A 26,555-nucleotide genomic window follows, 5' to 3' on the forward strand; every position below is an offset into this window, starting at 1 on the left:
GGTTAAAACGGCAAGTCAGCTCCCGCCAGACGGCGGGTTTGCTGGAGATCCCACATCCCTGTGGGGCGGAGCAGGAGCACGCTCCCGCTCGAATACTTTACATTTTCGGCATGCCGCCGCCGGGCAACATACCGCCCATGCCGCGCATCATCTTGGCCATTCCGCCCTTGGCGGAGAATTTCTTCATCATCTTCTGCATCTGCTTGTGCTGCTTGATCAAGCGACCGATGTCCTGCACCTGGGTGCCGGAACCCATGGCGATCCGACGCTTGCGCGAACCGCTGATCAGCTCAGGGTCGCGGCGCTCGGCCGGGGTCATGGAGTTGATGATGGCTTCCATCTGCTTGAACTGCTTCTCTGCCGCGCCCTGGGCATTGCCCATTTGCGCCAGGTTCACACCGCCGATGTTCGGCAGCTTGTCCATCAGGCCGCCGAGGCCACCCATGTTCTTCATTTGTTGCAACTGATCGCGGAAGTCTTCGAGGTCGAAGCCCTTGCCCTTCTTCAGTTTCTTGGCCAGTTTATCGGCCTTGTCCTTGTCGAGCGTCGCTTCGGCCTGCTCGATCAGGCTGAGCACGTCGCCCATGCCGAGGATACGCGAAGCGATACGTTCAGGGTGGAACGGTTCGAGCGCGTCGCTCTTCTCGCCCATACCGATGAATTTGATCGGCTTGCCGGTGATGGCGCGCACCGACAACGCGGCACCGCCACGGGCGTCGCCGTCGACCTTGGTCAGGATCACGCCGGTCAGCGGCAGTGCGTCACCAAAGGCCTTGGCGGTGTTGGCCGCATCCTGGCCGGTCATGGCGTCGACCACGAACAGCGTCTCGACCGGGTTGATCGCGGCATGCAGCGCCTTGATCTCGCCCATCATCTCTTCGTCGATGTGCAGGCGACCGGCGGTATCGACGATGACCACGTCGATGAACTTCAGCCTGGCTTCTTTGATCGCCGCATTGGCGATGTCGACCGGCTTCTGGCTCAGGTCGGACGGGAAGAAGGTCACGCCCACTTCGCCCGCGAGCATTTCCAGCTGCTTGATGGCCGCCGGACGGTACACGTCGGCCGACACCACCATCACGGTTTTTTTCTTGCGCTCTTTAAGGAAGCGCGCCAGCTTGCCGGCGGTGGTGGTCTTACCCGCACCTTGCAGACCGGCCATCAGCACGACGGCCGGCGGCACGGCGCTGAGGTTCAGGTCTTCGTTGGCCGCGCCCATCAGGCTTTCGAGCTCGGCCTGGACGATCTTCACAAAAGCCTGGCCCGGCGTCAGGCTGCGGGACACTTCGGTGCCGACCGCGCGCTCCTTGACCGAGTTGACGAAGTCCTTGACCACAGGCAAGGCCACGTCGGCTTCCAGCAACGCCATGCGTACTTCACGCAGGGTGTCTTTGATATTGTCCTCGGTCAGCTTGGCCTTGCCGGTTACATGGCGCAGCGTCTGCGAGAGACGGTCAGTCAAGTTTTCAAACATGCGCGATCCTTTCAGGCCCTATGGTAGACCGAGGTAATGGCGGCCCAGGCTGTGATAAATCGCTATTAAAAACAGCGCTCGGCGAGCCTGCGGCGTGGGCAGGTCGCGGATTATAGCGAAGACTGCGCCCATGCACACCCGCTGTCTGGCCCTGAAGTCTTTCGTGGAACGCAGGTGTATGCCAAACTCAGCGCCTTTCGGGCTTGCCTAACAGGATTTATGCTCCCTTTGTCACCCAGTTTGCTACCCAGTCTCGCCGCCGCCTTTTTATATGCCGCTGCGACCCTCTACCAGGGCACTCGCCTGGCGCAAGGCGCCAAGGCCGACACTCGCCTGCTGGCAGGCCTTGGCGTCCTCGCCCTGCTGGCCCATGCCGCGAGCCTGTTCACCCACTTGATGACGCCGGTCGGCCTGGGCCTGGATTTTTTCAGCGCCGCCAGCCTGATCGCCGCCGCGGTGATCGCCCTCACGCTGATCGCCTGCGCACGCATCCCGGTGGAAAACCTGCTGGTGCTGCTATTCCCCCTGGGCATGCTGACGGTGCTGCTGGCGCAATTCGCCCCCACCGGCACGGTGCAGGTGATCGACGAAGAGCCGGGCATCCTTGCGCATATCCTGCTGTCGATCCTGGCCTACGGCATGTTCACCATCGCGGTGTTCCAGGCGTTGCTCCTGCTCGTGCAGGACCATCAGCTCAAGCACAAGCATCCGTCGGGCCTGATCAAGAACTTCCCGCCGCTGCAAACCATGGAAAGCCTGCTGTTCAGCTTCCTGTGGGCCGGCTGGACGCTGCTGTCGCTGTCGCTGATCTCTGGCTGGCTGTTCGTCGAGAACCTGTTCGCCCAGCACCTGGTGCATAAAACCCTGCTGGCGTGCCTGGCGTGGGTGGTGTTCAGTGTGCTGCTGTGGGGCCGCAACCGCCTTGGCTGGCGCGGGCACAAGGCGATCCGCTGGACCCTGGCCGGTTTCTGCCTGCTGATGCTGGCCTACTTCGGCAGCAAGCTGGTTCGCGAATACATCCTGCATATCTGACGGGCAGCGATCATGGACAACTTGCCCTTAGGGCCGATGCTCGCGGTAATCGCCTTGCTGATTTTGTGGGCGGCGCTGTTTACCGCCATCGAAGCCGCACAACAACACCTGTTGGCCCTGCGCCCCGGTACCCGCCAGGGCGACAAAGCCGCTGCCCGCCTGCACTTCCCACGCCCCAGCATGATCCTCTGCAACACCCTGTGCCGTGCTGGCGTGGTAATCCTTTGCACCCTGCTGGCGATCTACGCCTGGGCGCAAAACGGCGCGTGGCTGGGCTGGCTGGTCTCCTGCTCGATCCTGCTGGTGCTGGCCGATTACCTGCCGCGCGCCCTGGCCACCCGCCATCCGCAAGCGGTGCTGGGCTTCGGCAATGCCCTGCTGGGCGTGCCGCTGAAAATTATCTACCCCCTCGCCTGGCTGCTCAATGGCATCAGCCTGCTGTTGCTGCGCCCCTTTGCCCGCCCGCCGGGCATGGTGAAAAAAAGCGACGACCCGCAGCCCGACCATGATGACGAACCCGAGCCAGAGGGAGATGAACGTCGCACGCCCGGCATGCCCGGCATCCACGCGCTGGACAACATCACCGTCAACGACATCCTGGTGCCGCGCAGTGAAGTGGACGGCATCAACCTGGACGACTCGCTCGACGCGATCCTCGAGCAACTGCGCAACTCCCAGCGCACCCGCCTGCCGGTGTTCCACAGCGACATCAACCAAGTCGAAGCCGTGCTCAACACCCGGCTGATCCAGCACCTGCTACCGGATGCCAGCCTGACCAAGGAGACCTTGCTCGAGGCCTGCTACGAACCCTACTTCGTCCCGGAAAGCACGCCCCTGCAACTGCAACTGCTGAACTTCCACAAGCAACAGCGGCGCCTGGGCATGGTGGTGGACGAGTATGGCGAAGTGCTGGGCATCGTCACCCTGGAAGATATTCTCGAAGAAATCGTCGGCGAATTCGAAAGCGAACAAAGTGCCGACAACCCGCATATCGAAGCGCAACCGGACGGCCGCTACATCGTCGACGGCACCGCCTCGATCCGCGAATTGAACAAGAGCCTGGCCTGGCACCTGCCCAGCGACGGGCCCAAGACCCTCAACGGCCTGGTGACCGAAGCGCTGGAAACCATTCCCGATTGCGCGGTGTGCCTGAAGATCGGCCGCTACCGCCTGGAAATCCTCGAGACCGAAGACAACCGCGTGAGCAAGGTGCTGATCTGGCACACCAGCCGCGTGCCGGTTGCCACGTAGCCTCGCCGACGGAACACACTGATCCACTGTGTGCAGACGATCAGATTTTCCCCCTTGTTGGATGCGCAACCCCCTTCCTATAATCGGGTCGGCTTACCCAAGCCGCGCCCGACCGCGTGCTATCCGCACGGACCGCGTCCAGGCACTGCCTTGCCCTGTACGACCGGTGTCCGCTCTCATCCCGAGCCGCTCCGCCCACAACCCTGATCCATGGGTGTTCGACCAATAATAATCCGCGTCCAAACGCGCACTGCCCCTCAGGGATACCGCCATGAGCACCACCTATAACGAGGCTGCGACCGCCGCCCCGACCAACTCGACCGCCCGCGTCGCCACCGCCAGCATCGTCGGCACGGCCATCGAGTTCTACGACTTCTATATCTATGCCACTGCGGCCGCGCTGGTGATCGGCCCGGTGTTCTTCCCGCAGACCTCCGGCACGGCGCAGATGCTCGCGTCGTTCCTGACCTTCGGCATCGCGTTCATCGCCCGCCCGCTGGGTTCGGCGCTGTTCGGCCACTTTGGCGACCGTATCGGCCGCAAATCGACGCTGGTGGCTTCGCTGCTGCTGATGGGGGTGTGTACCACGCTGATCGGCTTGCTGCCGGGGTATGACAGCATCGGCGCCTGGGCACCGATTCTGTTGTGCGTGCTGCGTTTCGGCCAAGGCCTGGGGCTGGGCGGGGAATGGGGCGGTGCGGCGCTGCTCGCCACCGAGAACGCGCCGAAGGGCAAACGCGCGTGGTTCGGCATGTTCCCGCAACTCGGTCCTTCGATTGGCTTCCTGGCGGCCAACGGCCTGTTCCTGATCCTGGCCATGAACCTGAACGACGAGCAATTTCGCAGTTGGGGCTGGCGCATCCCGTTCATCCTCAGCGCGGCGCTGGTGATGGTCGGCCTGTATGCGCGGCTGAAGCTGCATGAAACCCCGGTATTCGCCAGTGCGGTAGCGAAGGAAGCGCCGGTAAAAGTGCCGTTGGTGGAACTGTTCAGCCAGCATTGGCTGCCGGTGCTGCTGGGTGCCGCGTCGATGGTGGTGTGTTATGCGCTGTTCTATATCACCACGGCGTTTTCCCTGAGCTACGGCGTTTCGACCCTGGGCTACAGCCGCGAGACATTCCTCGGCTTGCTGTGTTTTGCCGTGCTGTTCATGGGCCTGGCGACGCCGCTGGCAGCCTTGGCCAGCGATCGATTCGGGCGCAAGCCGGTGCTGATTGTCGGTGCGCTGCTGGCGATTCTGTCGGGGTTCACCATGGAGCCGTTGCTGACCCACGGTTCGACCTGGGCCGTGGCGCTGTTCCTGGCCCTGGAGCTGTTCCTGATGGGTGTGACCTTCGCCCCAATGGGCGCGTTGCTGCCGGAACTGTTCCCGACCCGCGTGCGTTATACCGGCGCTTCGGCGGCGTATAACCTGGGTGGGATCGTCGGCGCGTCGGCGGCACCGTTCTTCGCGACCAAGCTGGTGGCGATGGGCGGGCTGAGTTATGTCGGCGGGTATGTGTCGGCGGCAGCGTTGCTGAGTTTGATTGCGGTGCTGTGCTTGAAAGAGACGCGGGATAACGATTTGAACAAGGTTGCCTGATAGATCGCTATCGGGGGCAAGCCCCCTCCCACATTTTGACCGCATTCCTACAGATTAAACGCGGTTAAGTGTGGGAGGGGGCTTGCCCCCGATAGGCACGACGCGGTTTAGAGCTCTACAACAACCGCCTGAGCCGCACGGGTCGCCTTGGCGCGAGCCGCTTCAATCGACTCATCCCGCGCCAACGCCACGCCCATGCGGCGCTGGCCGTTGACTTCCGGCTTACCGAACAGACGCAACGCCGTGTCCGGCTCGCTCAGGGCCGCGCCGAGGTTGGCGAAGGCGGTCTGGGTCGATTGCCCTTCCACCAGGATCACCGCCGATGCCGAAGGCCCGAACTGACGGATCAATGGGATCGGCAGGCCCAGGATGGCGCGCGCGTGCAGGGCGAACTGCGACAGGTCCTGGGAAATCAAGGTGACCAGGCCGGTGTCATGCGGGCGTGGCGACACTTCGCTGAACCACACCTGATCGCCCTTGATGAACAACTCCACGCCAAACAGGCCGCGGCCGCCCAGGGATTCCGTGACGGCCTTGGCCACGCGCTCAGATTCCGCCAGGGCAATCGGGCTCATGGCCTGAGGCTGCCAGGATTCCTGGTAATCGCCTTTCTCCTGACGGTGGCCGACCGGCGCACAGAAGGTCGTGCCGCCGATGTGGCGCACGGTCAGCAGGGTGATTTCGTAGTCGAAGTCGATAAAGCCTTCGATGATCACCCGGCCCTTGCCGGCACGCCCGCCTTCCTGAGCGTAATCCCAGGCTTTCTGCACGTCGTCGGCACTGCGCAGCAGGCTCTGGCCCTTGCCCGACGAACTCATCACCGGCTTGACCACACACGGGAAGCCCAGGTCTTGCACGGCCTTGCTGTAGTCTTCGAAGGTATCGGCGAAGTGGTACGGCGAGGTCGGCAGGTCCAGCTCTTCGGCGGCCAGGCGCCGGATGCCTTCGCGGTTCATGGTCAGCGACGCGGCGCGCGCGGTCGGGATCACGGTGAAGCCTTCGGCCTCCAGCTCCACCAGGGTGGCGGTGGCGATGGCTTCGATTTCCGGCACGATGAAGTGCGGTTTTTCCGCCTCGATCACCGCACGCAGGGCCGCGCCGTCGAGCATGTTGATCACATGGCTGCGATGAGCCACCTGCATCGCCGGCGCGTTGGCGTAGCGATCCACGGCAATCACTTCAACGCCCAGGCGTTGCAGTTCGATTACCACTTCCTTGCCCAGCTCACCGCAGCCACACAGCAAAACGCGGGTCGCGGTTGGCGACAATGGAGTTCCGATTCGGGTCATCTCAGGTCCTCAGGGGAGCGGATCATGGGGAGAAAGGCCGGCATTTTACATGAACTGCACAGATTGGCTTCAGTTGGCGACGGCACGTTTGCGGATACGCCAGGCCATGATCAGCCAGACCGCGGTGACCCCGGCGAATTTCGACGCCAGCGCGGTGCCCACCACGGCAGGCGTAAGCGCGCCGATCAAGCCGAAAAAGATAAAGGTATCGAGGGGAATGCTCAGCGCCGAACTTATCCACAGGCGATCGTGGAGCGGGCGCTTGGTGATGCTGAACACCAGCCAGTCAATGCACTCGGACACCGCAAACGCGGTGGCGCTGGCCAGCGCGATGGACGGGTCGGAGGTGATATACGACAGCGCCAGCGCCGCCAGCATGGCAAGAATCGCGCCGTGGCCGAAGCGGGTTTGCACCATGTCGCGCAGGATAAACACCAGGCCACCCCAGGCGGACCAGATCACATCCAGGTGCGGCGCGGTGGAGAAGGCGAAGTTGATCAGCACGACGCTGCTGATGTAGGCGATCAGGAAGAGCATGGGGGGATGGACCTGTGGGTAATGCCGCACAGGGTACACAATTACAGGGATGTCGTCTGGGATGGCGCTATCGGGGGCGAGCCCCCTCCCACATTCGACCGCGTTTAATCTGTAGGAACGCGGTCAAAATGTGGGAGGGGCTTGCCCCCGATAACGATGGTTCAGCCAACGGATTTACCGGACGCCATAAACACCAACCCACCCGCCAGCGCCCGCTCATGACACAACCCCAGCACCACCCGACGCTCGGCGTTGTCCATGCGGCTCCAACGCGTGATTTCTTCCACGGTACGCTGGCAACCGGTGCAAATGTCGTCGTCATCCAGTGCGCAAATGCTCACGCACGGCGAGGCGACGGGGCGCTCTGGCGGCTTCATTCTTCCTGCTCGACCAGATCCCGCGCATAACGCTGGGCGTTATGCACATAGTGCGCAGCGCTGGCCTCGAGCATCTTCTTCTGCGCGTCAGTCAATTCGCGCACGACTTTGCCCGGCGAGCCCATGACCAGCGAGCCATCGGGAATCTCCTTGCCTTCGCCGATCAGCGAATTGGCGCCGATGATGCAGTGCTTGCCGATCTTCGCGCCGTTGAGGATCACCGCGTTGATGCCGATCAGGCTGTAGTCGCCGACGGTGCAGCCATGCAGCATGGCGTTATGGCCGATGGTCACGCCGGTGCCCAGGGTCAGCGGGTAACCCATGTCGGTGTGCATCACGCTGCCGTCCTGCACATTGCTGTTCTTGCCGATCAGGATCAGTTCGTTGTCGCCACGCAACACCGCGTTGAACCAGACATTGGCGCCCTCCTCCAGCTTGACCTTGCCCACCAGCGTGGCATTCGGCGCCACCCAGCTGTGTGGGTGCGTCTCAACGCGGGCGTCGCCCAGGCGGTATTTCATGATATGTCCTCACGACTGGCCATTTAAACGATGGCTTATAGATGGATGAAGCTCTTGGGCGGCTGGTGCAGGCTGATGTTGGCATCGTCATAGAGCAAATTGATCAGCTCGACGATCATGATTGCCGTCAGCCCCCAGATCTTGTATTCGCCGAACCGATAGCTCGGCACGTACCAACTGCGGCCCTGGTAATCGATGCGGTGCGTATGTTCGCGCGGGTCCTGGCGGAAAAACTCCAGGGGCACGCTGAAGACGGCGGCGATTTCGGCGTCGTTGGCCAGGTATTCGACGTAGTCCGGGATGACTCCAACGTAGGGCGTGACCCGAATGCCATGCAGGGAAATCAGCGGGCTCAACGGGCCGATCACCTCGACCAGGCCGGGCGGCAGGCCGATTTCTTCTTCGGCTTCGCGCAGGGCGGTGAAGATCAGGTCCGGGTCTTCGGGGTCGCGCCGCCCGCCGGGAAAGGCCACTTCGCCACCATGGGTCGACAGGCCGCTGGCGCGCAGGGTCAGGATCAGCTCAGGTTCGTCACTGCGGGTAATCGGCACCAGCACGGCGGCCTCGGGGAAACGCCCGTCGGTCTCAAGCCGTTGCGGTGTGTGATTGCTTACCCGGCGAAGTAGCTCGTCCAGCATGAGTCATCTCGGTCTGTTGGCTACTTTGCATCATGCACCAAAGCGCGCGGGCGCCCAACCCCAAAACCGAAGGGCTGTCGCGAAACGACAACTTGCAGGGCCCTGCCGCCCACGCCAAGATAGGCAGACTTTCCAGGAACCCCAGCATGAATTTCTGCAGCCAGTGCGGTAAACCGGTCACCCAACGCATTCCCGAAGGCGACGCACGCCTGCGTTTTGTATGCGATCACTGTCATACCATTCACTACCAGAACCCCAATATCGTCGCCGGCACCGTGCCGGTGTGGGGCGATCAAGTGTTGTTGTGTCGCCGCGCCATCGAGCCCCGCCTGGGTTACTGGACCCTGCCCGCCGGTTTCATGGAGAACGGCGAGACCGTGGAACAGGCCGCCATGCGCGAGACCATGGAAGAAGCCTGCGCCCATGTACGCAACCTGAGTCTCTATACGCTGATCGACGTGCCGCATATCAGCCAGGTGCATGTGTTCTACCGCGCCGAGCTGATTGACCTGAACTTCGCCGCTGGCCCCGAAAGCCTGGAAGTGCGACTGTTCGACGAAGCCGATATCCCTTGGTCCGAGCTGGCTTTCCGCACAGTCGGGCGTACCTTAGAATACTTCTTCGCCGACCGTCGCCTACGGTCGTTCCCGGTGCGCAACGAAGCTGTGCCGCCGCTGTCCCAGCCCGCCCAATAACAAACCGGCAGATCGTCGTCCAAGGGAAATCGTTTTAATGCGTTGGTTGCTTGCTTTGCTCTGCCTGTCGTTCGCCACATTGTCCTCAGCCACCACCCTGGAAACCCTGGGCGGCAAGACGGTCGAGAAAATTCTGGTCCTCAAGTCCGCCCATCAGTTGCAACTGATCAACGACGGCAAACCCCTCAAGACCTACCGTATCTCCCTGGGCAAAAACCCCAAGGGCACCAAGCTGATCGAGGGCGACCGTCGCACGCCGGAAGGCTTGTATTGGATCGACTGGCGCAAAACCAGCGACCGCTACAACCTGTCCATGCACATCTCCTACCCCAATATCAGCGATTCGGCCCGTGCCCGCCGCCAAGGCGTGAACCCCGGCAGCATGATCATGATCCACGGCACGCCCGACACCGCGGAGTACCCGGAGCAGTGGTTTCACACCCTGGACTGGACCGACGGCTGCATCGGCATGCGTAACGTCGACATGCGCGAAGTCTGGAACCTGGTCAAGGACGGCACCCTGGTCGAGATCCGCCCGTAACCTTCGCCCCTCGGTCAATTAACTAAAAAAAGTTTCCTGCCCTCGGCAGCGCCTGCCGGTGAATACCAATTCACCCCGCAGGCTGCGCAGCTCTGCGCGCCTTAAAGACCTCTCTAATACCACTTGATACCAGACACCGTTAGTGCGCCCTGAAACCAGGAGCCGAAGCGTTTTGGCAGCATTGACATGGTATTTAAGTGGTATTAGTTTCCGGCCAATACCGGGCGACAACACACTAATAACCGCATCGGAAACCTGACAGATGAACCCCATCCTGACGCTGCGTCCCGACGACAAGCAATCCACACCGCTGTACCTGCAACTGGCCCGCAACCTGGAAGCGGCGATCCACGCCGGCCAATGGAAATCTGAACAGGCCCTGCCGTCGGAACGCGCCCTCAGCGAGCAGTTGAGCATCTCGCGCGTCACCGCCCGCAAGGCGCTGGAAGTCTTGTTTGCCCAAGGCCTGATCCGTCGCAGCCAAGGCTCCGGCACCTTTATCACGCCACGCCTGGAACAACCGCTGTCGCGCCTGTCGGGCTTCAGCGAGATGCTGCGACTCAAGGGGTTTGTGCCCAGCTCCCAGTGGCTGGAACGCGACATCAGCGCGCCGACCCACGAAGAGCTGATCCGCCTGGGCCTGTCGCCAACCGACAAAGTGGCGCGGCTCAAGCGCCTGCGCAAGGCAGACGACACGGTGATGGCCATCGAAATGACCACCATGCCCGCCGCGGTGCTGCCGCACCCGCAAGCCATCGGCCAGTCCCTCTACGAGTACCTCGAAGGCATCGGCAAACCCATCGTGCGCGCCCTGCAGCATATCCAGGCGATCAACGCCTCGGACGAGTTCGCCGCGCTGGTCGGCATCGCCCCCGGCACCGCCATGCTGTTGATGACCCGTGTCGGCTACACCGCCGACAACACCCCGATCGAAATCACCGACACCTACTGCCGCAACGACTACTACGACTTTGTCGCCGAGCTGCGTCGATAGGCCTTTGCCGCGCACTGCGGCCTTAGAGAACTGCCCATGTCCGAAGACAATATCCTCACACCCCATGGCTGGATTCGCGGCCGCCTGGTGCATGAACACGGCAAGGTGATCGCCATTGAAGGCGCACCTTGCGACCCGGCGGACAACGACCTGCCCTACCTGCTGCCGGGTTTTATCGACCTGCACGTCCACGGCGGTGGCGGCAAAGACATCATGGAAGGTGCCGACGCCTTCGAAACCATCACCCGCACCCACGTGCGCTTTGGCACCACGTCGCTGCTGGCCACCACCATGACCGCGCCGGTGGATGAAATCTCCAGCGTGCTCGGCCAGCTCGGCAGCTTCTGCGCGCAACGCCCGAGCGGCAGCGCCCGGGTCCTCGGCGTACACCTGGAAGGGCCCTACATCAATCCGGGCAAACTCGGCGCGCAACCCAACTTCGCCCACACCGCATTGATGGAAGAAGTGGAAGCCTACCTGCGCCTGGCGCCGATCCGGGTGATCACCATCGCCCCGGAAATCGCCGGGCATGACCGCCTGATCCGCGCCCTCAGTACACGCGGCGTGCGTATGCAGATCGGCCACACCCTGGGCAGCTATGAAGAAGGCGTCGCCGCCCTCGCCGCCGGCGCCACCAGCTTCACGCATTTGTATAACGCCATGAGCCCGCTGCATCACCGCGAGCCCGGCATCGTCGGCGCGGCGCTGGCCCACGCGCAGTACGCGGAATTGATCCCGGATTTGCTCCACGTACACCCCGGCGCCATGCGCGTGGCCCTGCGCGCGATCCCATGCCTGTACTGCGTCACCGATTCCACCGCTGCCGCCGGCATGCCCGACGGCGAATACAAGCTGGGCAGCCACACCGTGACCAAATGCCTGGGCGGCGTGCGCCTGGCCGACGGCACCCTGGCTGGCAGCACCCTGACCATGGATCAGGCGCTGCGCAACCTGGTGAAGATCGGCCTGCCCATCAGCGAAGCCTCACAACGCCTGTCGCAATTTCCGGCGGACTACCTGGGCCTGGAACAACGCGGCCGCCTGCAACCCGGCAGCTTTGCCGACTGCGTGCGCCTGGACCGCTCTCTGCACCTCACCGACGTCATGGTCGAAGGAGAAACCATTGTCTTCAAAAATGCTTGAAGAGGCCCTCGCCTCCAGCGACGCGGTCGCGGCGCAGCTGCAACGCCTGGCCCCGCGCCTGCAAGACATCGCCGAGCACCTGCGCCGTCAGCCGCCGCACGTGGCGATGACTGTCGCTCGCGGCAGTTCCGACCACGCCGCGAGCTACTTCGCCTACCTGGCCATGCAGCACGTGGGCATTCCGGTGGCGTCGTTGCCGATGTCGGTGGTGACCCTGCTGCACGCGCCGTTGAAGGTCAGCGGCCAGGTCGCGTTCGGCTTCTCTCAGTCGGGCCAGAGCCCGGACCTGGTCGACAGCCTGCGCCTGCTGCGCCAACGCGGCGCCTTGAGCATCTCGCTGGTGAATGCCGAAGACTCGCCCCTGGAAGCCGCCTGCGAATTCCATGTGCCGCTGTGCGCCGGGCCGGAACTCAGTGTGGCCGCGACCAAGAGCTTTATCGCCACCCTCAGCGCCAGCGCGCTGTTGATCGGCCACTGGAACCAGGAAACCGACCTGCTGCACGCCTGCCGTGCGTTGCCCGATGGCCTGCGCGAGGCGGCCAAACAGGATTGGACGAACGCCATCGACGCCCTGCGCGACTGCCAGCAGTTGATGGTCATCGGCCGTGGCGCTGGTTTTGCCATCGCCCAGGAAGCCGCGCTCAAGCTCAAGGAAACCTCGGCGATCCAGGCCGAAGCCTTCAGCAGCGCCGAGGTGCGTCATGGGCCGATGGCCTTGATCGACGACAACTACCCGCTGCTGATATTCGCCCCACGCGGTGCCGAGCAAGCCGGCCTGTTGAGCCTGGCCGCCGATATGCGCCAACGCGGCGCCCGCGTGTTGCTGGCGGCGCCGGACGATATCGCCGAACGCGACCTGCCGCTGAGCCGCGCCGAACACCCGAGCCTGGACCCGATCCTGGCCATCCAGAGTTTCTATGTCATGGCCGCCGGCCTGGCGCTCGCCCGTGGCATGAACCCGGACCAGCCGCGCCACCTGAGCAAAGTGACCCGCACCCACTGAGTGGCGTGCCGCGATTTCCTGATGAGTACCGTGCCCATGTCCAACAACAATAATGCATTGACCCTCGGCGCCCCCCTCAGCGGGCCGGTGCTGGCCCTGGGCAACGTCCCCGACGAAGTATTCGCCAGCGGCGCCATGGGTGACGGCCTGGCCATCGATCCGCTGAACGATAGCCTGTACGCACCGTGCGACGGCGAGATCATCCATGTCGCGCGCACCGGGCATGCACTGACGCTTCGCGCGCAGAACGGCGCCGAGCTGTTGATGCATGTGGGCATCGACACCGTGGAGTTGAACGGCGAAGGGTTCGCCCTGCTGGTGAAGAACGGTGCGCAGGTGAGCAAGGGCCAGGCGCTGATACAGTTCGATCTGGACCGGATTGCGCGCCAGTGCAAAAGCCTGGTCAGCCTGATCATTCTCACCAACAGCGAGCGCTTCGAACTGACACCGCTGCCGCAGCGCTCAGTCAAACACGGTGAACCGCTGGCGCGCGTGGCGCTGCGTTCCGGCGCCGCGCTGCAAACCGCTGTGGATAACTCCGTCGCGCAAGCCAGCGCCAACGTGCGGATCACCCATCGCGGCGGCTTGCATGCGCGTCCGGCGGCATTGATCCGCAAGACCGCACAAGCGTTCAGCAGCCAGACGCAGTTGCACTTCGCCGGCAAGTCGGCCGCGTGCGACAGCTTGATCGGCCTGATGGGGCTGGGCATCGGTGAGGGCGATGAGGTGTGCGTCACCTGTCGCGGCAAGGACTGCGCTGCGGCATTGCAGGCGCTGGTCGCCGCGCTGTCTGTCGCCATCGGCGAAGAACCTCACACGCCGATGGCGGCCGCTCCACGCCGCGCGAATACCGAGGTCGGTGTGTTGCAAGGTGTCTGTGCGGCACCGGGCCTGGTGTGCGGGCCGCTGTTCCGCCTGAGCACGATCGAGTTGCCGGCCGATACCGGCAACCACTGCGCCGACGAACAGTTGCAACGGCTGGACGCGGCCCTTGAGCAAGTGCGCGGCGAAATCCGCACCACCCTGGACCTCGCCCGCCAACGCCGAAATGCCGAAGAAGAAGACATCTTCGCCGCCCACCTCGCCTTGCTGGAAGACCCCGCCCTGCTGGACACCGCCACCCGCGCCATCGAGCACGGCAGCGCCGCGCCCCACGCCTGGCGCGATGCGATCCAGGCGCAATGCGCGGTGTTGCTGGGCCTGGGCAAGCCGTTGCTGGCCGAGCGTTCCAACGACCTGCGCGACCTGCAACAACGGGTGCTGCGCGTGCTGCTCGGCGAAGCGTGGCACGTCGAGTTGCCTGCCGGGGCGATTGTCAGCGCCCACGAGCTGACGCCGTCGGACCTGCTGCAACTGAGCGCGCAACACGCCGCCGGCCTTTGCATGGCCGAGGGCGGCGCCACCTCCCATGTCGCGATCCTGGCCCGCGGGAAAGGCTTGCCATGCGTGGTGGCATTGGGCGCCGAAGTGCTCGATGTGCCCCAAGGCCAACGCGTGGTGCTCGACGCGGCCAACGGTCGCCTGGAGCTGGCACCCAGCGCGGCGCGCCACGCCGAAGTCGAGCGGATTCGCGACACGCAGAGCCTGCGTCGCCAGGAACAACAGACCCAGGCCCGACTGCCAGCGAACACCCGCGATGGCATGACCATCGAAGTCGCCGCCAATGTCGCCTCCAGCGCCGAGGCCCAGCTGGCGTTTGAAAACGGCGCCGATGGCATCGGCCTGCTGCGCACCGAGTTCCTCTTCGTCGACCGCCGCACCGCGCCGGATGAACAGGAACAGCGCCAGGCCTATCAAGCCGTGCTGGATGCGATGGGCGACAAGTCGGTGATCATCCGCACCATCGACGTGGGCGGCGACAAACAGCTCGACTACCTGCCGCTGCCGGTCGAGGCCAACCCGGTGCTGGGCCTGCGCGGCATTCGCCTGGCCCAGGTGCGCCCCGACGTGCTCGACCAGCAACTGCGCGCACTGCTGCAAGTCAGCCCGCTGGCGCGCTGCCGCATCCTGCTGCCGATGGTCAGCGAAGTCGACGAACTGCTGCAGATCCGCCAACGCCTGGATGAACTGTGCGCCGAGCTGCAACTGACCCAACGCCCGGAACTGGGGGTGATGATCGAAGTGCCCGCCGCCGCGCTGATGGCCGAACAACTGGCCAGGCATGCGGACTTCCTGTCCATCGGCACCAATGACCTATCCCAGTACACCCTGGCCATGGACCGCGACCACGCCGGCCTCGCCGCGCGGGTCGATGCGCTGCACCCGGCGCTGCTGCGGCTGATCGCCCAGACCTGCGCGGGCGCGGCCAAACACGGGCGTTGGGTCGGCGTGTGCGGCGCCTTGGCGTCCGACCCGCTGGCGACGCCGGTGCTGGTCGGGCTGGGGGTCAGCGAGCTGTCGGTCAGCCCGCCGCAGATCGGCGAAATCAAGGACCGCGTCCGCCACCTGGACGCGGCGCAATGCCGGCAACTGAGCCTGGGCCTGCTCGACCTGAGCAGCGCCAAGGCGGTACGCCAAGCCTGTCAACACCACTGGCCGCTGAGCTGACAACAACAAGAAAAGGGAGACACGCCATGTACCAACACCTTATCGAAGGCCTGCAACGCCTGGGCCGTGCGCTGATGCTGCCGATCGCGATCCTGCCGATCGCCGGCCTGCTGCTGCGCCTGGGCGACACCGACCTGCTCAACATCGCGGTGATGCACGACGCCGGGCAGGCGATCTTCGCCAACCTTGCGCTGATCTTCGCCATCGGCATCGCCGTGGGCTTTGCCCGCGACAATAACGGCACGGCCGGTTTGGCCGGGGCCATCGGTTACCTGGTGATGATCTCGACGCTCAAGGTGATGGACTCGACCATCAACATGGGCATGCTTGCCGGGATCGCCAGCGGCCTGATGGCGGGCGGGCTGTATAACCGCTTCAAGGACATCAAGCTGCCGGAGTACCTGGCGTTCTTCGGCGGGCGGCGATTCGTGCCGATTGTCACTGGGTTCAGCGCGGTCGGCCTGGGCGTGATCTTTGGCCTGATCTGGCCGCCGATCCAGCACGGCATCAACAGCTTCGGCGTGTTGCTGATGGAAAGCGGCAGCCTGGGGGCCTTCGTGTTTGGCGTGTTCAACCGCCTGCTGATCGTCACCGGCCTGCACCATATCCTCAACAACATGGCGTGGTTCGTGTTCGGCAGCTTTACCGACCCGGTGACCGGCGCGGTGGTGACCGGCGACCTGACCCGCTACTTCGCCGGTGACCCGAAAGGTGGCCAGTTCATGACCGGCATGTTCCCGGTGATGCTGTTCGGCCTGCCCGCCGCATGCCTGGCGATGTACCGCAACGCCCTGCCGGAACGACGCAAAGTGATGGGCGGGATTTTCCTGTCGATGGCGCTGACCTCGTTCCTGACCGGCGTGACCGAACCGATCGAATTCGCCTTCATGTTCCTCGCGCCGTTCCTGTACCTGCTGCATGCGCTGCTGACCGGGCTGTCGATGGCGGTCACCAACCTGCTGGATATCCACCTCGGGTTTACTTTCTCCGGCGGCTTTATCGACATGGTGCTGGGCTGGGGCAAGTCCACCAACGGTTGGCTGGTCGTACCGGTCGGCCTGGCTTATGCGGCGATTTACTACAGCGTGTTCAGCTACTGCATCCGCCGCTTCAACCTGAAGACACCGGGCCGCGAAGATATCCCGGTGGCGCAGGCCGAAGCGATGAGCGATAACCAGCGCGCCACGGCTTACATCCACGCGCTGGGAGGGGCGGACAACCTGCTCAGCGTCGGGGCTTGCACCACGCGCCTGCGCCTGGACATGGTCGACCGCAACAAAGCGGTGGATGCACAGTTGAAAGCCCTCGGCGCGATGGCCGTGGTGCGGCCGGGCAACGGCGGCAGTTTGCAGGTGGTGGTCGGGCCGATGGCCGACAGCATTGCCGATGAGATTCGCCTGGCGATGCCAGCGTTTGTGGCCGGCGCGCCGGTGGATAAACCGGTCGCGGTCAATGTGCAGGAAGCCGAGCAATGGTTGAGTGCACTGGGCGGCCGGGGGAATGTGCGCCAGCTGGAAGCGGTGGCGATGACCCGCTTGCGGGTGGAGCTGGGGGATGATTCGGTGGTGTCCGAGGCTCAACTGACGGCACTTGGTTGCCAAGGCGTCAGCCAACTTGATAGCGGTGTTTGGCACCTGCTGATTGGTGACAAGGCCTCGGGCTTGAGTGAGGTATTGGAGCGACTGGTCAGCGTCCATGAGGTCGGCGCCAGGGTTTAAGAGAGGTAGTGGTTGTTCTGGCCTCATCGCGGGCAAGCCCGCTCCCACATTTGCCCGAGTTCCAACGCTGGAATGCGGGTAAATGTGGGAGGGGCTTGCCCGCGATGAGGCCCTTACAGCCAACAAAAAACCCACTGACCAAACTGGCCCAGCGGGTTTCTCGTTCATGCAATCAACGAATCAGAAATCCGCCAACCGCCACACCTCATACGCCGGTGTCTCATAGGGATGGCTCAGCTTCAACGCAGCCACAACAGCCACGATCAGCTCATCCGCCACCACCAGCTCAACCTTCCACTCTTCAACCACTTCAACCTGGCCGACTTGCCCGAGAAACGGCTGGCTGCCGTCCAACGCGCGGAATTGGCCCTGGCCCAGCACTTGCCAGGCGCAGCTGTCGTAGTCGCCGATGCGCCCGCCGCCGGCTGCGAAGACGGCGGCTTTCACCGCCTCCACATGGCTGCCGGGCACGAAGAAGCTGAGCTTGTACACCGCCTTAGTTCACCCACACGCGCGCGTTGCGGAACATCCGCATCCACGCGCCGTCTTCGTTCCACTCTTCCGGGCGCCACGAGTTCTGCACGGCGCGGAATACACGCTCCGGGTGCGGCATCATGATGGTGACGCGACCGTCGCGGCTGGTGAGGCCGGTGATCCCGCGCGGCGAGCCGTTCGGGTTGGCCGGGTAGCTTTCGGTGACCTTGCCGTGGTTGTCGACGAAACGCATGGCGACGCAACCGGATACATCAGCTTCGAGCAAGGCTTCTTCGCTGGCGAACTCGGCATGGCCTTCACCGTGGGCGATGGCGATGGGCATACGCGAACCGGCCATGCCTTGCAGGAAGATCGAGTTGGACTCCTGCACCTGCACCATGGCGACACGGGCTTCGAACTGCTCGGAACGGTTACGCACGAAGTGCGGCCAGAACTCGCTGCCCGGGATCAGTTCGTGGAGGTTGGACATCATCTGGCAACCGTTGCACACACCCAGGGTGAAGCTGTCGTTGCGCTCGAAGAAGCCCTGGAACGCGTCGCGGGCACGGCTGTTGAACAGGGCCGACTTGGCCCAGCCTTCACCGGCACCCAGCACGTCGCCGTAGGAGAAACCGCCGCAGGCCACCAGGCCTTTGAACTCATTGAGGTCGACGCGACCGGCGAGGATGTCGCTCATGTGTACGTCGATCGCATTGAAGCCGGCGCGGTCGAACGCGGCCGCCATTTCCACCTGACCGTTGACGCCCTGCTCGCGCAGTACGGCAACCTGTGGGCGAATGCCTTTCTTGATGTACGGCGCGGCGATGTCCTGGTTGACGTCGAAGCTGAGCTTGGTGCTCAGGCCCGGGTTGTCTTCTTCCAGGATCACGTCGAATTCCTGTTCGGCGCAGTCGGCGTTATCGCGCAGGCGCTGGATCTGGTAGCTGGTCTCGGCCCACTGGCGCTGCAGCAGACGGCGCTGGCCTTCGAACACGGTGTCGCCGTTGAAGACGATGTCGATCTGACCGTTGTTGATCGGCTGGCCGATTACGGCTACGCAATCGCCCAGGCCGGCGGCGCTGAACTGTGCCAATACGTTTGGCGTCGCGTCCTGGCGCACCTGGATCACCGCACCCAGCTCTTCGTTGAACAGGATGCCGTTGAGTTCAGAGGCGTCCTCGGCAACGCTGTCGAGCACCAGGTTCAAGCCGCAGTGACCGGCGAAGGCCATCTCGACCACGCTGGTCAACAGACCACCGTCGGAACGGTCGTGGTAGGCCAGCAGGTGGCCGTCGGCGTTGAGGCCCTGGATCACGGCGAAGAAGGCTTTCAGGTCTTCGGCGTCATCGACGTCCGGGGCATGTTTGCCGAGCTTGCCATGGGTTTGCGCGAGGATCGAAGCGCCCATGCGGTTCTGGCCACGGCCCAGGTCGATCAGGATCAGATCGGTGGTGCCCTTGTCCATGCGCAGTTGCGGGGTCAGGGTCTGGCGGATGTCGGTGACCGGCGCGAAACCGGTGACGATCAACGACAGTGGCGAGGTGACGCTCTTGTCCACGCCTTCGTCGTTCCAGCGGGTGGCCATGGACATGGAGTCCTTGCCCACCGGAATGGTGATCCCCAGTTCCGGGCACAGCTCCATGCCGACAGCCTTGACGGTGTCGTACAGGCGCGCGTCTTCGCCGGGGTGACCGGCAGCAGACATCCAGTTGGCCGACAACTTGATGTCGGACAGCTTGCCGATACGGGACGCGGCGATGTTGGTGAGGGTTTCACCAATGGCCATGCGGCCCGACGCCGGAGCGTCCAACAGGGCCAGCGGCGTGCGTTCGCCCATGGCCATGGCTTCACCGGTGTAGACGTCGAAGCTGGTGGCAGTGACGGCAACGTCGGCCACCGGCACTTGCCATGGGCCGACCATTTGGTCACGGGCCACCAGGCCGGTGATGGTGCGGTCGCCGATGGTGATCAGGAAACTTTTGCTCGCGACCGCCGGGTGGTGCAGCACGCGTTCGATGCTGTCGGCCAATTCCAGTGTGCTTGGGTCGAAGTCATCGCCCAGCTCGGTTTCACGTACCGCCGAGCGGTGCATGCGCGGGGCTTTGCCCAGCAGCACTTCGAGCGGCATGTCCACCGGGCTGTTGCCGAAGTGGCTGTCGGTGACCGTCAGTTGCGGCTCGGCAGTGGCTTCGCCGACCACGGCAAACGGGCAACGCTCGCGTTCGCAGATGGCCTGGAAGCGCGCGAAGTCTTCAGGACCGACGGCCAGGACGTAGCGCTCCTGGGACTCGTTGCTCCAGATTTCGTGCGGGGCCATGCCCGGCTCGTCGTTTGGAATGTTGCGCAGTTCGAAACGGCCGCCACGCTCGCCATCGTTGACCAGTTCCGGGAAGGCGTTGGACAAACCGCCGGCGCCGACGTCGTGGATGAAGCTGATCGGGTTCTTGTCACCCAACTGCCAGCAACGGTCGATGACTTCCTGGCAGCGGCGCTCCATCTCTGGGTTTTCGCGCTGTACCGAAGCGAAGTCCAGGTCTGCCGAGCTGGTGCCGGTGGCCATGGAGGAAGCCGCGCCGCCGCCCAGGCCGATCAGCATCGCCGGGCCGCCGAGCACGATCAGCTTGGAGCCGACCAGGATCTCGCCTTTCTTGACGTGTTCTTCACGGATGTTGCCCATGCCGCCGGCCAACATGATCGGCTTGTGGTAACCGCGCACTTCGTCGCCACGCGGGGTGGTGATGGACTGTTCGAAGGTACGGAAATAACCGGTCAGCGCCGGACGGCCGAATTCGTTGTTGAACGCGGCGCCGCCCAGCGGGCCTTCGATCATGATGTCCAGCGCGGTGACGATGCGCTCCGGCTTGCCGTAGGGCACTTCCCACGGCTGTTCGAAGCCCGGGATCTGCAGGTTGGACACGGTAAAACCGGTCAGCCCGGCCTTGGGCTTGGCGCCACGGCCGGTGGCACCTTCGTCGCGGATCTCGCCGCCGGAACCGGTGGCTGCGCCCGGGAACGGGGCAATCGCGGTCGGGTGGTTGTGGGTCTCGACTTTCATCAGGATGTGTACCGGTTCCTGCACCGCGCCGTACTGGCGGGTTTCAGGGTCCGGGAAGAAACGGCCGGCGACGCTGCCGACGATGACCGAAGCGTTGTCCTTATAAGCCGACAGAACGCCTTCGCTGTGCATCACGTAGGTGTTCTTGATCATGCCGAACAGGCTTTTTTCCTGGCTTTCGCCGTCGATGTCCCAACTGGCGTTGAAGATCTTGTGACGGCAGTGCTCGGAGTTGGCCTGGGCGAACATCATCAGTTCGATGTCGTGCGGGTTGCGCTTCAAGCCGTTGAAGGCGCTGACCAGATAATCGATCTCGTCTTCGGCCAGGGCCAGGCCCAGCTCGGTGTTGGCCTTCGCGAGGGCGGCGCGGCCACCGCCGAGCACGTCAATCGCGGTCAGCGGCTTGGGCTCGGCGTGGCTGAACAGAGCACCGGCCTGTTCCAACTGGCTGACGATGATCTGGGTCATGCGGTCGTGCAGGCTGCCGGCGATCAGCTCGGCTTCGGCCTCGCTGAACTGGCCCGCGACATAGAAGGCAATACCGCGTTCCAGGCGCTGGATTTTTTCCAGGCCGCAGTTGCGGGCGATATCGCTGGCCTTGCTCGACCAGGGCGAGATGGTGCCGAACCGCGGCAGAACCAGGAACAAGCGGCCGGTCGGCTCTTGAACGGGAACGCTTGGGCCGTACTTCAGAAGGCGTGCCAGCACTTGCTGTTCGTCGGCGGTCAAGACGCCGGTCACGTCGGCGAAATGAGCAAATTCAGCATACAGGCCTGTAACAGCTGGAACCTTCTGGCTCAGTTGCTCAAGGAGTTTGCTGTGGCGAAAGGCAGAAAGGGCAGGAGCGCCGCGCAGGATCAACATCTTCGGGACAGCCTCGGGAAGGGGTGTGCTTTGAGGCCGTGCATTCTAACGTAAACCGTCGTCAACGGCACCCGAAACACTAACGCTGGCCGCTGCCGAACGTCAGTTGGCTGGGTTTGTAAGGTGTCGGGGCGTTATCCGGGGCGGCGGGCACAGTTATTTTAACCGTCACAATCGCTCTCCAAGCCACGTTTCTGCGGGCTGCAGCACAGTTTCAAGGCGGCTAGCAGACAAGTCCCCCGCTGTCGAGATATGGCGCCGTGGGCCGTTTGCGTATACTGCGCAGATGTTCTCCCCAACTGCTTTGCGCCCGCGATGCGCCAAATGGCTCATCGCCACCGGACTCTTCCTGATGCTCAGCGCCTGTGTTGATAAGCCCAGCACGCTCGAGCGAATCAAGGAGGATGGCGTATTGCGGGTGATTACCCGGAACAGCCCGGCCACGTATTTCCAGGACCGCAACGGTGAAACCGGTTTCGAATACGAACTGGTCAAGCGCTTTGCCGACGACCTGGGGGTGAAGCTGGAAATCGAGACCGCCGACAACCTCGACGACCTGTTCGGCCAGTTGGGCAAACCCAACGGCCCGGTCCTCGCCGCCGCCGGCTTGGTCAGCAGCGAGCGACGCAAGCAGCAGGTACGCTTTTCCCACCCGTACCTGGAAGTTACCCCGCAGATCATCTACCGCAACGGCCAGTCGCGCCCCACCAATGCGGCAGACCTGGCGGGCAAGAAGATCATGGTGCTCAAGGGCAGCACCCACGCCGAACAACTGGCCGAGCTTAAAAAGCAGAACCCTGCGATCGAATACGAAGAATCCGACGCCGTTGAAGTGGTCGACCTGCTGCGCATGGTCGACGAGGGCCAGATCGACCTGACCCTGGTGGACTCCAACGAAGTGGCGATGAACCAGGTGTACTTTCCCAACGTGCGCGTGGCGTTCGACCTCGGCGATGCCAGCAACCAAAGCTGGGCCGTGGCCGCCGGCGAAGACAACAGCCTGCTCAATGAGGTCAACAGCTACCTGGACAAGGTCGGCAAGAACGGCACCTTGCAGCGCCTGAAAGATCGCTATTACGGGCACGTCGATGTACTCGGCTACATGGGCGCCTACACCTTCGCCCAGCACTTGCAGCAGCGCCTGCCCAAGTACGAGAAACACTTCAAGACCTTCGCCAAGGAAGAAAAGGTCGACTGGCGCCTGTTGGCCGCCATCGGCTATCAGGAATCACTCTGGCAACCGGCGGTCACTTCCAAGACCGGCGTGCGCGGCCTGATGATGCTGACCCAGAACACCGCCCAGGCGATGGGCGTGTCCAACCGCCTGGACGCCAAGCAAAGCATCATGGGCGGCGCCAAGTACCTGGCGAAGATCAAGGACGAGCTGGACGACGATATCGCCGAGCCGGACCGCACCTGGTTTGCCCTGGCCGCCTACAACGTGGGCACCGGGCATCTGGACGACGCGCGCAAGCTGGCGCAGAAGGACGGCCTGAACCCGAACAAGTGGCTGGACGTGAAGAAAATGCTGCCGCGCCTGTCGCAGAAGCAGTGGTACAGCAAGACCCGCTACGGCTATGCACGGGGCGGCGAGCCGGTACACTTCGTGGCGAACATCCGGCGCTACTACGACATCCTCACCTGGGTGACCCAACCACAGCTGGAAGGCAACCAGGTAGTCGAAGGCAACCTGCATGTGCCAGGGGTCAACAAGACTAAGCCGCCGGAAGAGAACCCGCAGCTGTAAACCCGAAGCCCCCAAACACCACCGCACAATGTGGGAGGGGGCTTGCCCCCGATAGCGGTGTGACAGTCAGCTTGTTTATAACTGACCCACCGCCATCGGGGGCAAGCCCCTCCCACATTTGAATCGCTACTGGCCTTGGAGGCCGGTGAGCAGATGTACCGCGCCACCCGCCAGCACCATCACTCCCGACACTCCCGCCGCCTTTAACGCCGCCGCATCCACCCGCGCCGCATCCCGCAGTTGCACACGCACCCGCGTCAGCGCCACGCGTTGTTGCGACTGGAGGTTATCCGCGCCACCGAGGGCATTCAGCACATCGGCGGACAACAGGTTCTCCGCCGCCGGCACAGGCGCCGCGACGGTTTCGGCGATCAAGTCCGGGGTCAGGGCTTTCCAGAACGCCCGCTGCAATTTCTCGAACATGCTCAGTGCTCCACGACAGGTGAGGTTTCAACGGTGGCCGCGTGGTACAGGCGCAAGGCCTCGCGCACCTGCGCGGCTTCTTCAAGGCCGAGCACCTGATGGGCGATGATCTGGCAGTCCGCAAGGTCCAGCTCGCGCACGGTGGCCTTGATGGTCGGGATCAGCGGTACGCTGACCGACAGCTCGTCCACCCCCAGCCCGATCAACACCGGCACCGCCGACGCTTCAGACGCCAGCGCCCCGCACACGCCAACCCACTTGCCATGGGCATGGGCGGCCTTGACGGTGGTGGCGATCAGACGCAGCACCGCCGGGTGAAAGCTGTCGGCCTGGCTGGCCAGGCGCGGGTGATCGCGGTCCATCGCCAGGGTGTATTGGGTCAGGTCGTTGGTGCCGATGGAGAAAAAGTCCACATGGGGCGCGAACACGTCCGCCATCAAAGCCGCGGACGGCACTTCGATCATGATGCCCAGCTTCGGCAGCTCGGTGAGCCCCAGCGCCAACGCTTCCTCTTCAAGCATCGTGCGCGCCAGGCGCAGCTCCGAGAGCAGGCTGACCATCGGCAGCATGATGTGCAGCCGCGTCAACCCGGCACTCGCGAGGATCGCGCGGAACTGTTCGCGCAACAACTCGGGGCGCTCCAGGCACAAACGAATACCGCGCAAGCCCAGGAACGGGTTGGTCTCGGCATCCATCGGCACATAGGCCAACGGCTTATCGCCGCCGACATCCAACGTGCGTACCACCAGGTTGCGCTCCGGGCCCAGGGCGCGAGCGATGGCGTTGTAGGTGCCGGCTTGCTCCTCGGGGCTCGGTGCGCGATGGCGGTCCAGGTACAGAAACTCTGATCGCAGCAGCCCCACGCCTTCGCCGCCCAGGCTCAGGGATTGCTCGACCTCCTGAAGCGACGCGACGTTGGCCGTGACTTCGACGTGATGACCATCGCGGGTGATGGCCGCCAGGCGTGCCTGCGCGACGTCGCGTTGGCGCCGCACTATTTGCTCCCGGTGGGTGGCCTGCAATTGCTCGATCTCGGCCAGGTCCGGGTCCAGGTGCAACTCGCCCTTGTCGGCGTCCAGCAACACTTGCCGACCGTCAGCCAACGCCAGCACCTGCGGCGGCGCCCCGCAAATCGCCGGCAGCCCCAGCGCCCGGGCGAGGATCGCGACGTGGCTGGTCGCCCCGCCGCCGACGGTGACGAACCCGAGCACCTTGTGCGTGTCGAGGCTGGCGGTCTGCGACGGCGTCAGTTGCTCGGCGATCAGGATCGCGCGCTCAGGCAGTTCCCAGGCGCGGTCGTGAATGCCGAGGATCAGTTTCAGCACGCGCTGGCCGACGTCGGCCAGGTCCGCCGCACGTTCGGCGAGCAGGGCATTGCCCAGGCCCTGGAACAGTTGGGCGGTGGCGAGCGTGGCGCTGTTCCAGGCAAAGGCGGCGCTTTTGCCGACGGCCAGCAGGTCGTGGGCTTGCTCCAGCAGGGTCGGGTCTTCGAGCAGTTCCTGATGGGCGCGGAAGATCTGCGCCTGGGCACTGCCGACCGCCTTGGCCTGCAAGCTCTGCAAGGCCTCGGTAGCGGCGTGCAGGCCACGGTCCAACGCCGCGCGTTCGAGTGCTTCGCCGCCGCCCGTTTCGGGAATGCTCAGCGCCGGCTCTGCCACCTGGACCACCTGGCCAAACGCCGAGCCCGGCGACGCACACACGCCCCGCAGCAGGCTCGTGGACGCCAGCGACACACGCGGTTCGACGTCCTCGACCGGCGCCGCGACGCTCTCGCCGCACCCCTCGGCCAACAGCGCCACCAACGCCTTGATCGCTGCGGCGGCATCCTCTCCCGCCGCGCTCACCTGCAAGGTGTCGCCCTGCACGGTTTGCAGTGCCATGATCGCCACCAGCGACTTGGCGTTGGCGCTCTGGGTTTGCTTGTGCAGGTAGATACTGGCGTCGAACCCCTTCGCCGCCTGGGCAAACACCGCCGCCGGGCGCGCGTGCAAACCGTTGGCATTGGGCAACGTCAACGGTTTGGAGAACAGTGCGTCGCCCTCCTCTTCGTCCTCGGTTTCAGCCGCCTCGCCTGGCGACAGGCGCACCAGCGGCTGGCCCAGCGTGACCGGGCCGCTGTCCGACGCCAGCAGCGCAAACGGCTCGCCGCTGACCACCAGCATCAAGGTCAACAGGCTCCGGGCATTGAGCGCTACGTAGTCGGCGTCGAACTCGATCAACGGCTGCCCGGCCTCCACCCGCTGGCCTTCCCCGACCAAACGGCTGAACCCCTTGCCCGCCAGGTTCACGGTGTCCAGGCCGATATGCAGCAGCACCTGGACGCCATTGTCAGCCGTGATGCTCACCGCATGGCCAGTGTTCTGGATATTGCTGATCACCCCGGCCAACGGTGCGCAGAGGGTCTGCGAGGTCGGGTCGATGCACAGGCCGTCGCCGATCAGGCGGCTGGAGAACACCGGGTCGGGGACCTTGTCCAGTGCCAGCAGCACGCCCGACAAGGGCGCAAGCAATTCCAGGGGTTGAGTTGCGGTCATGACTTCACCTGCTGTTTTGTTCTGTAAAAATCATTGGGTGGATACACATCCCGAGGTGACAAAGATCAAATGTGGGAAGGGCTTGCCCCCTGCCACATTTAAGCCTGTCTACATCC

21 protein-coding genes are annotated in these 26,555 nt (G+C 63.9%); 11 read left to right on the forward strand and 10 right to left on the reverse strand.

Annotated features, from left to right (window positions below):
• Positions 1 to 97: 97 nt before the first annotated feature.
• Positions 98 to 1,474: a signal recognition particle protein gene (gene ffh / locus RGV59_RS30540; protein WP_017846136.1), complete on the reverse strand. Its 1,377-nt coding sequence runs from the start codon at positions 1,472 to 1,474 to the stop codon at positions 98 to 100.
• 219 nt (positions 1,475 to 1,693) lie between these two features.
• Between ffh and RGV59_RS30545 the strand changes: the two genes are divergently transcribed.
• The 3 genes from RGV59_RS30545 (at position 1,694) to RGV59_RS30555 (ending at position 5,339) form a co-directional block, all read left to right on the forward strand.
• Positions 1,694 to 2,506, forward strand: coding sequence for a cytochrome C assembly family protein (locus RGV59_RS30545; RefSeq protein WP_026139922.1), 813 nt, complete (start codon positions 1,694 to 1,696; stop codon positions 2,504 to 2,506).
• A gap of 12 nt (positions 2,507 to 2,518) precedes the next feature.
• Positions 2,519 to 3,757, forward strand: coding sequence for a transporter associated domain-containing protein (locus RGV59_RS30550; protein ID WP_104902545.1), 1,239 nt, complete (start codon positions 2,519 to 2,521; stop codon positions 3,755 to 3,757).
• A gap of 271 nt (positions 3,758 to 4,028) precedes the next feature.
• A complete protein-coding gene (locus RGV59_RS30555) occupies positions 4,029 to 5,339 on the forward strand; it encodes an MFS transporter (protein ID WP_017846139.1) in 1,311 nt (436 codons plus the stop codon).
• A 107-nt stretch (positions 5,340 to 5,446) separates the two neighbouring features.
• Here RGV59_RS30555 and purT read toward each other — a convergent pair whose 3' ends face one another.
• From purT to RGV59_RS30580, 5 genes are all read right to left on the reverse strand, one after another.
• Complete coding sequence (purT, locus tag RGV59_RS30560) at positions 5,447 to 6,628, reverse strand: formate-dependent phosphoribosylglycinamide formyltransferase (protein ID WP_026139924.1); 1,182 nt, start codon at positions 6,626 to 6,628, stop codon at positions 5,447 to 5,449.
• Between the two features lie 69 nt (positions 6,629 to 6,697).
• Positions 6,698 to 7,165 (reverse strand): VUT family protein, encoded by a 468-nt coding sequence (locus tag RGV59_RS30565; RefSeq protein ID WP_017846141.1) that lies wholly within the window; start codon positions 7,163 to 7,165, stop codon positions 6,698 to 6,700.
• 161 nt (positions 7,166 to 7,326) lie between these two features.
• Positions 7,327 to 7,542, reverse strand: coding sequence for a DUF1289 domain-containing protein (locus RGV59_RS30570; RefSeq protein ID WP_046382197.1), 216 nt, complete (start codon positions 7,540 to 7,542; stop codon positions 7,327 to 7,329).
• Positions 7,539 to 8,063 carry a gamma carbonic anhydrase family protein gene (locus RGV59_RS30575; RefSeq protein ID WP_017846143.1) on the reverse strand — a complete coding sequence of 175 codons (525 nt, stop codon included), beginning with the start codon at positions 8,061 to 8,063 and terminating at the stop codon, positions 7,539 to 7,541. Before RGV59_RS30575 ends, RGV59_RS30570 begins: the two co-directional genes overlap by 4 nt.
• A gap of 35 nt (positions 8,064 to 8,098) precedes the next feature.
• Complete coding sequence (locus RGV59_RS30580; RefSeq protein ID WP_046486983.1) at positions 8,099 to 8,701, reverse strand: CoA pyrophosphatase; 603 nt, start codon at positions 8,699 to 8,701, stop codon at positions 8,099 to 8,101.
• Positions 8,702 to 8,847: 146 nt separating this feature from the next.
• Here RGV59_RS30580 and RGV59_RS30585 point away from each other — a divergent pair, with 146 nt between their 5' ends.
• The 7 genes from RGV59_RS30585 (at position 8,848) to nagE (ending at position 17,342) form a co-directional block, all read left to right on the forward strand.
• The gene (locus RGV59_RS30585; RefSeq protein ID WP_017846145.1) at positions 8,848 to 9,396 is read left to right on the forward strand and encodes an NUDIX hydrolase; all 549 of its coding nucleotides are present in this window, start codon (positions 8,848 to 8,850) and stop codon (positions 9,394 to 9,396) included.
• Positions 9,397 to 9,433: 37 nt separating this feature from the next.
• Positions 9,434 to 9,937: a L,D-transpeptidase family protein gene (locus tag RGV59_RS30590; RefSeq protein ID WP_017846146.1), complete on the forward strand. Its 504-nt coding sequence runs from the start codon at positions 9,434 to 9,436 to the stop codon at positions 9,935 to 9,937.
• Between the two features lie 262 nt (positions 9,938 to 10,199).
• On the forward strand, positions 10,200 to 10,931 hold the full coding sequence (locus RGV59_RS30595; RefSeq protein ID WP_017846147.1) for a GntR family transcriptional regulator: 732 nt from the start codon (positions 10,200 to 10,202) through the stop codon (positions 10,929 to 10,931).
• A gap of 36 nt (positions 10,932 to 10,967) precedes the next feature.
• Positions 10,968 to 12,074, forward strand: a complete 1,107-nt coding sequence (nagA, locus tag RGV59_RS30600) for an N-acetylglucosamine-6-phosphate deacetylase (protein ID WP_017846148.1) — start codon at positions 10,968 to 10,970, stop codon at positions 12,072 to 12,074.
• Positions 12,067 to 13,077, forward strand: coding sequence for an SIS domain-containing protein (locus RGV59_RS30605; protein ID WP_371928134.1), 1,011 nt, complete (start codon positions 12,067 to 12,069; stop codon positions 13,075 to 13,077). Before nagA ends, RGV59_RS30605 begins: the two co-directional genes overlap by 8 nt.
• 36 nt (positions 13,078 to 13,113) lie before the next feature.
• Entirely contained in the window at positions 13,114 to 15,624 is a 2,511-nt protein-coding gene (gene ptsP / locus RGV59_RS30610; RefSeq protein WP_126585450.1) for a phosphoenolpyruvate--protein phosphotransferase, read from the forward strand.
• A gap of 26 nt (positions 15,625 to 15,650) precedes the next feature.
• On the forward strand, positions 15,651 to 17,342 hold the full coding sequence (nagE, locus tag RGV59_RS30615) for an N-acetylglucosamine-specific PTS transporter subunit IIBC (RefSeq protein WP_104904513.1): 1,692 nt from the start codon (positions 15,651 to 15,653) through the stop codon (positions 17,340 to 17,342).
• 180 nt (positions 17,343 to 17,522) lie between these two features.
• Here nagE and RGV59_RS30620 read toward each other — a convergent pair whose 3' ends face one another.
• Both RGV59_RS30620 and purL read right to left on the reverse strand, forming a co-directional pair.
• Positions 17,523 to 17,834, reverse strand: a complete 312-nt coding sequence (locus RGV59_RS30620) for an NIF3 1 (RefSeq protein WP_017846152.1) — start codon at positions 17,832 to 17,834, stop codon at positions 17,523 to 17,525.
• A gap of 4 nt (positions 17,835 to 17,838) precedes the next feature.
• Complete coding sequence (gene purL, locus RGV59_RS30625) at positions 17,839 to 21,735, reverse strand: phosphoribosylformylglycinamidine synthase (protein WP_126585451.1); 3,897 nt, start codon at positions 21,733 to 21,735, stop codon at positions 17,839 to 17,841.
• A 286-nt stretch (positions 21,736 to 22,021) separates the two neighbouring features.
• Here purL and mltF point away from each other — a divergent pair, with 286 nt between their 5' ends.
• A complete protein-coding gene (gene mltF, locus RGV59_RS30630) occupies positions 22,022 to 23,482 on the forward strand; it encodes a membrane-bound lytic murein transglycosylase MltF (RefSeq protein WP_026139926.1) in 1,461 nt (486 codons plus the stop codon).
• Positions 23,483 to 23,608: 126 nt separating this feature from the next.
• Here mltF and RGV59_RS30635 read toward each other — a convergent pair whose 3' ends face one another.
• Together RGV59_RS30635 and ptsP (RGV59_RS30640) are read right to left on the reverse strand one after the other, a co-directional pair.
• Complete coding sequence (locus RGV59_RS30635) at positions 23,609 to 23,905, reverse strand: PTS transporter subunit EIIB (RefSeq protein ID WP_017846155.1); 297 nt, start codon at positions 23,903 to 23,905, stop codon at positions 23,609 to 23,611.
• 2 nt (positions 23,906 to 23,907) lie between these two features.
• Complete coding sequence (ptsP, locus tag RGV59_RS30640; protein ID WP_126585452.1) at positions 23,908 to 26,439, reverse strand: phosphoenolpyruvate--protein phosphotransferase; 2,532 nt, start codon at positions 26,437 to 26,439, stop codon at positions 23,908 to 23,910.
• Between the last annotated feature and the right edge of the window lie 116 nt (positions 26,440 to 26,555).

The sequence above is a fragment of the Pseudomonas sp. FG1 genome (assembly GCF_034313875.1).
GTDB lineage: Bacteria > Pseudomonadota > Gammaproteobacteria > Pseudomonadales > Pseudomonadaceae > Aquipseudomonas > Aquipseudomonas veronii.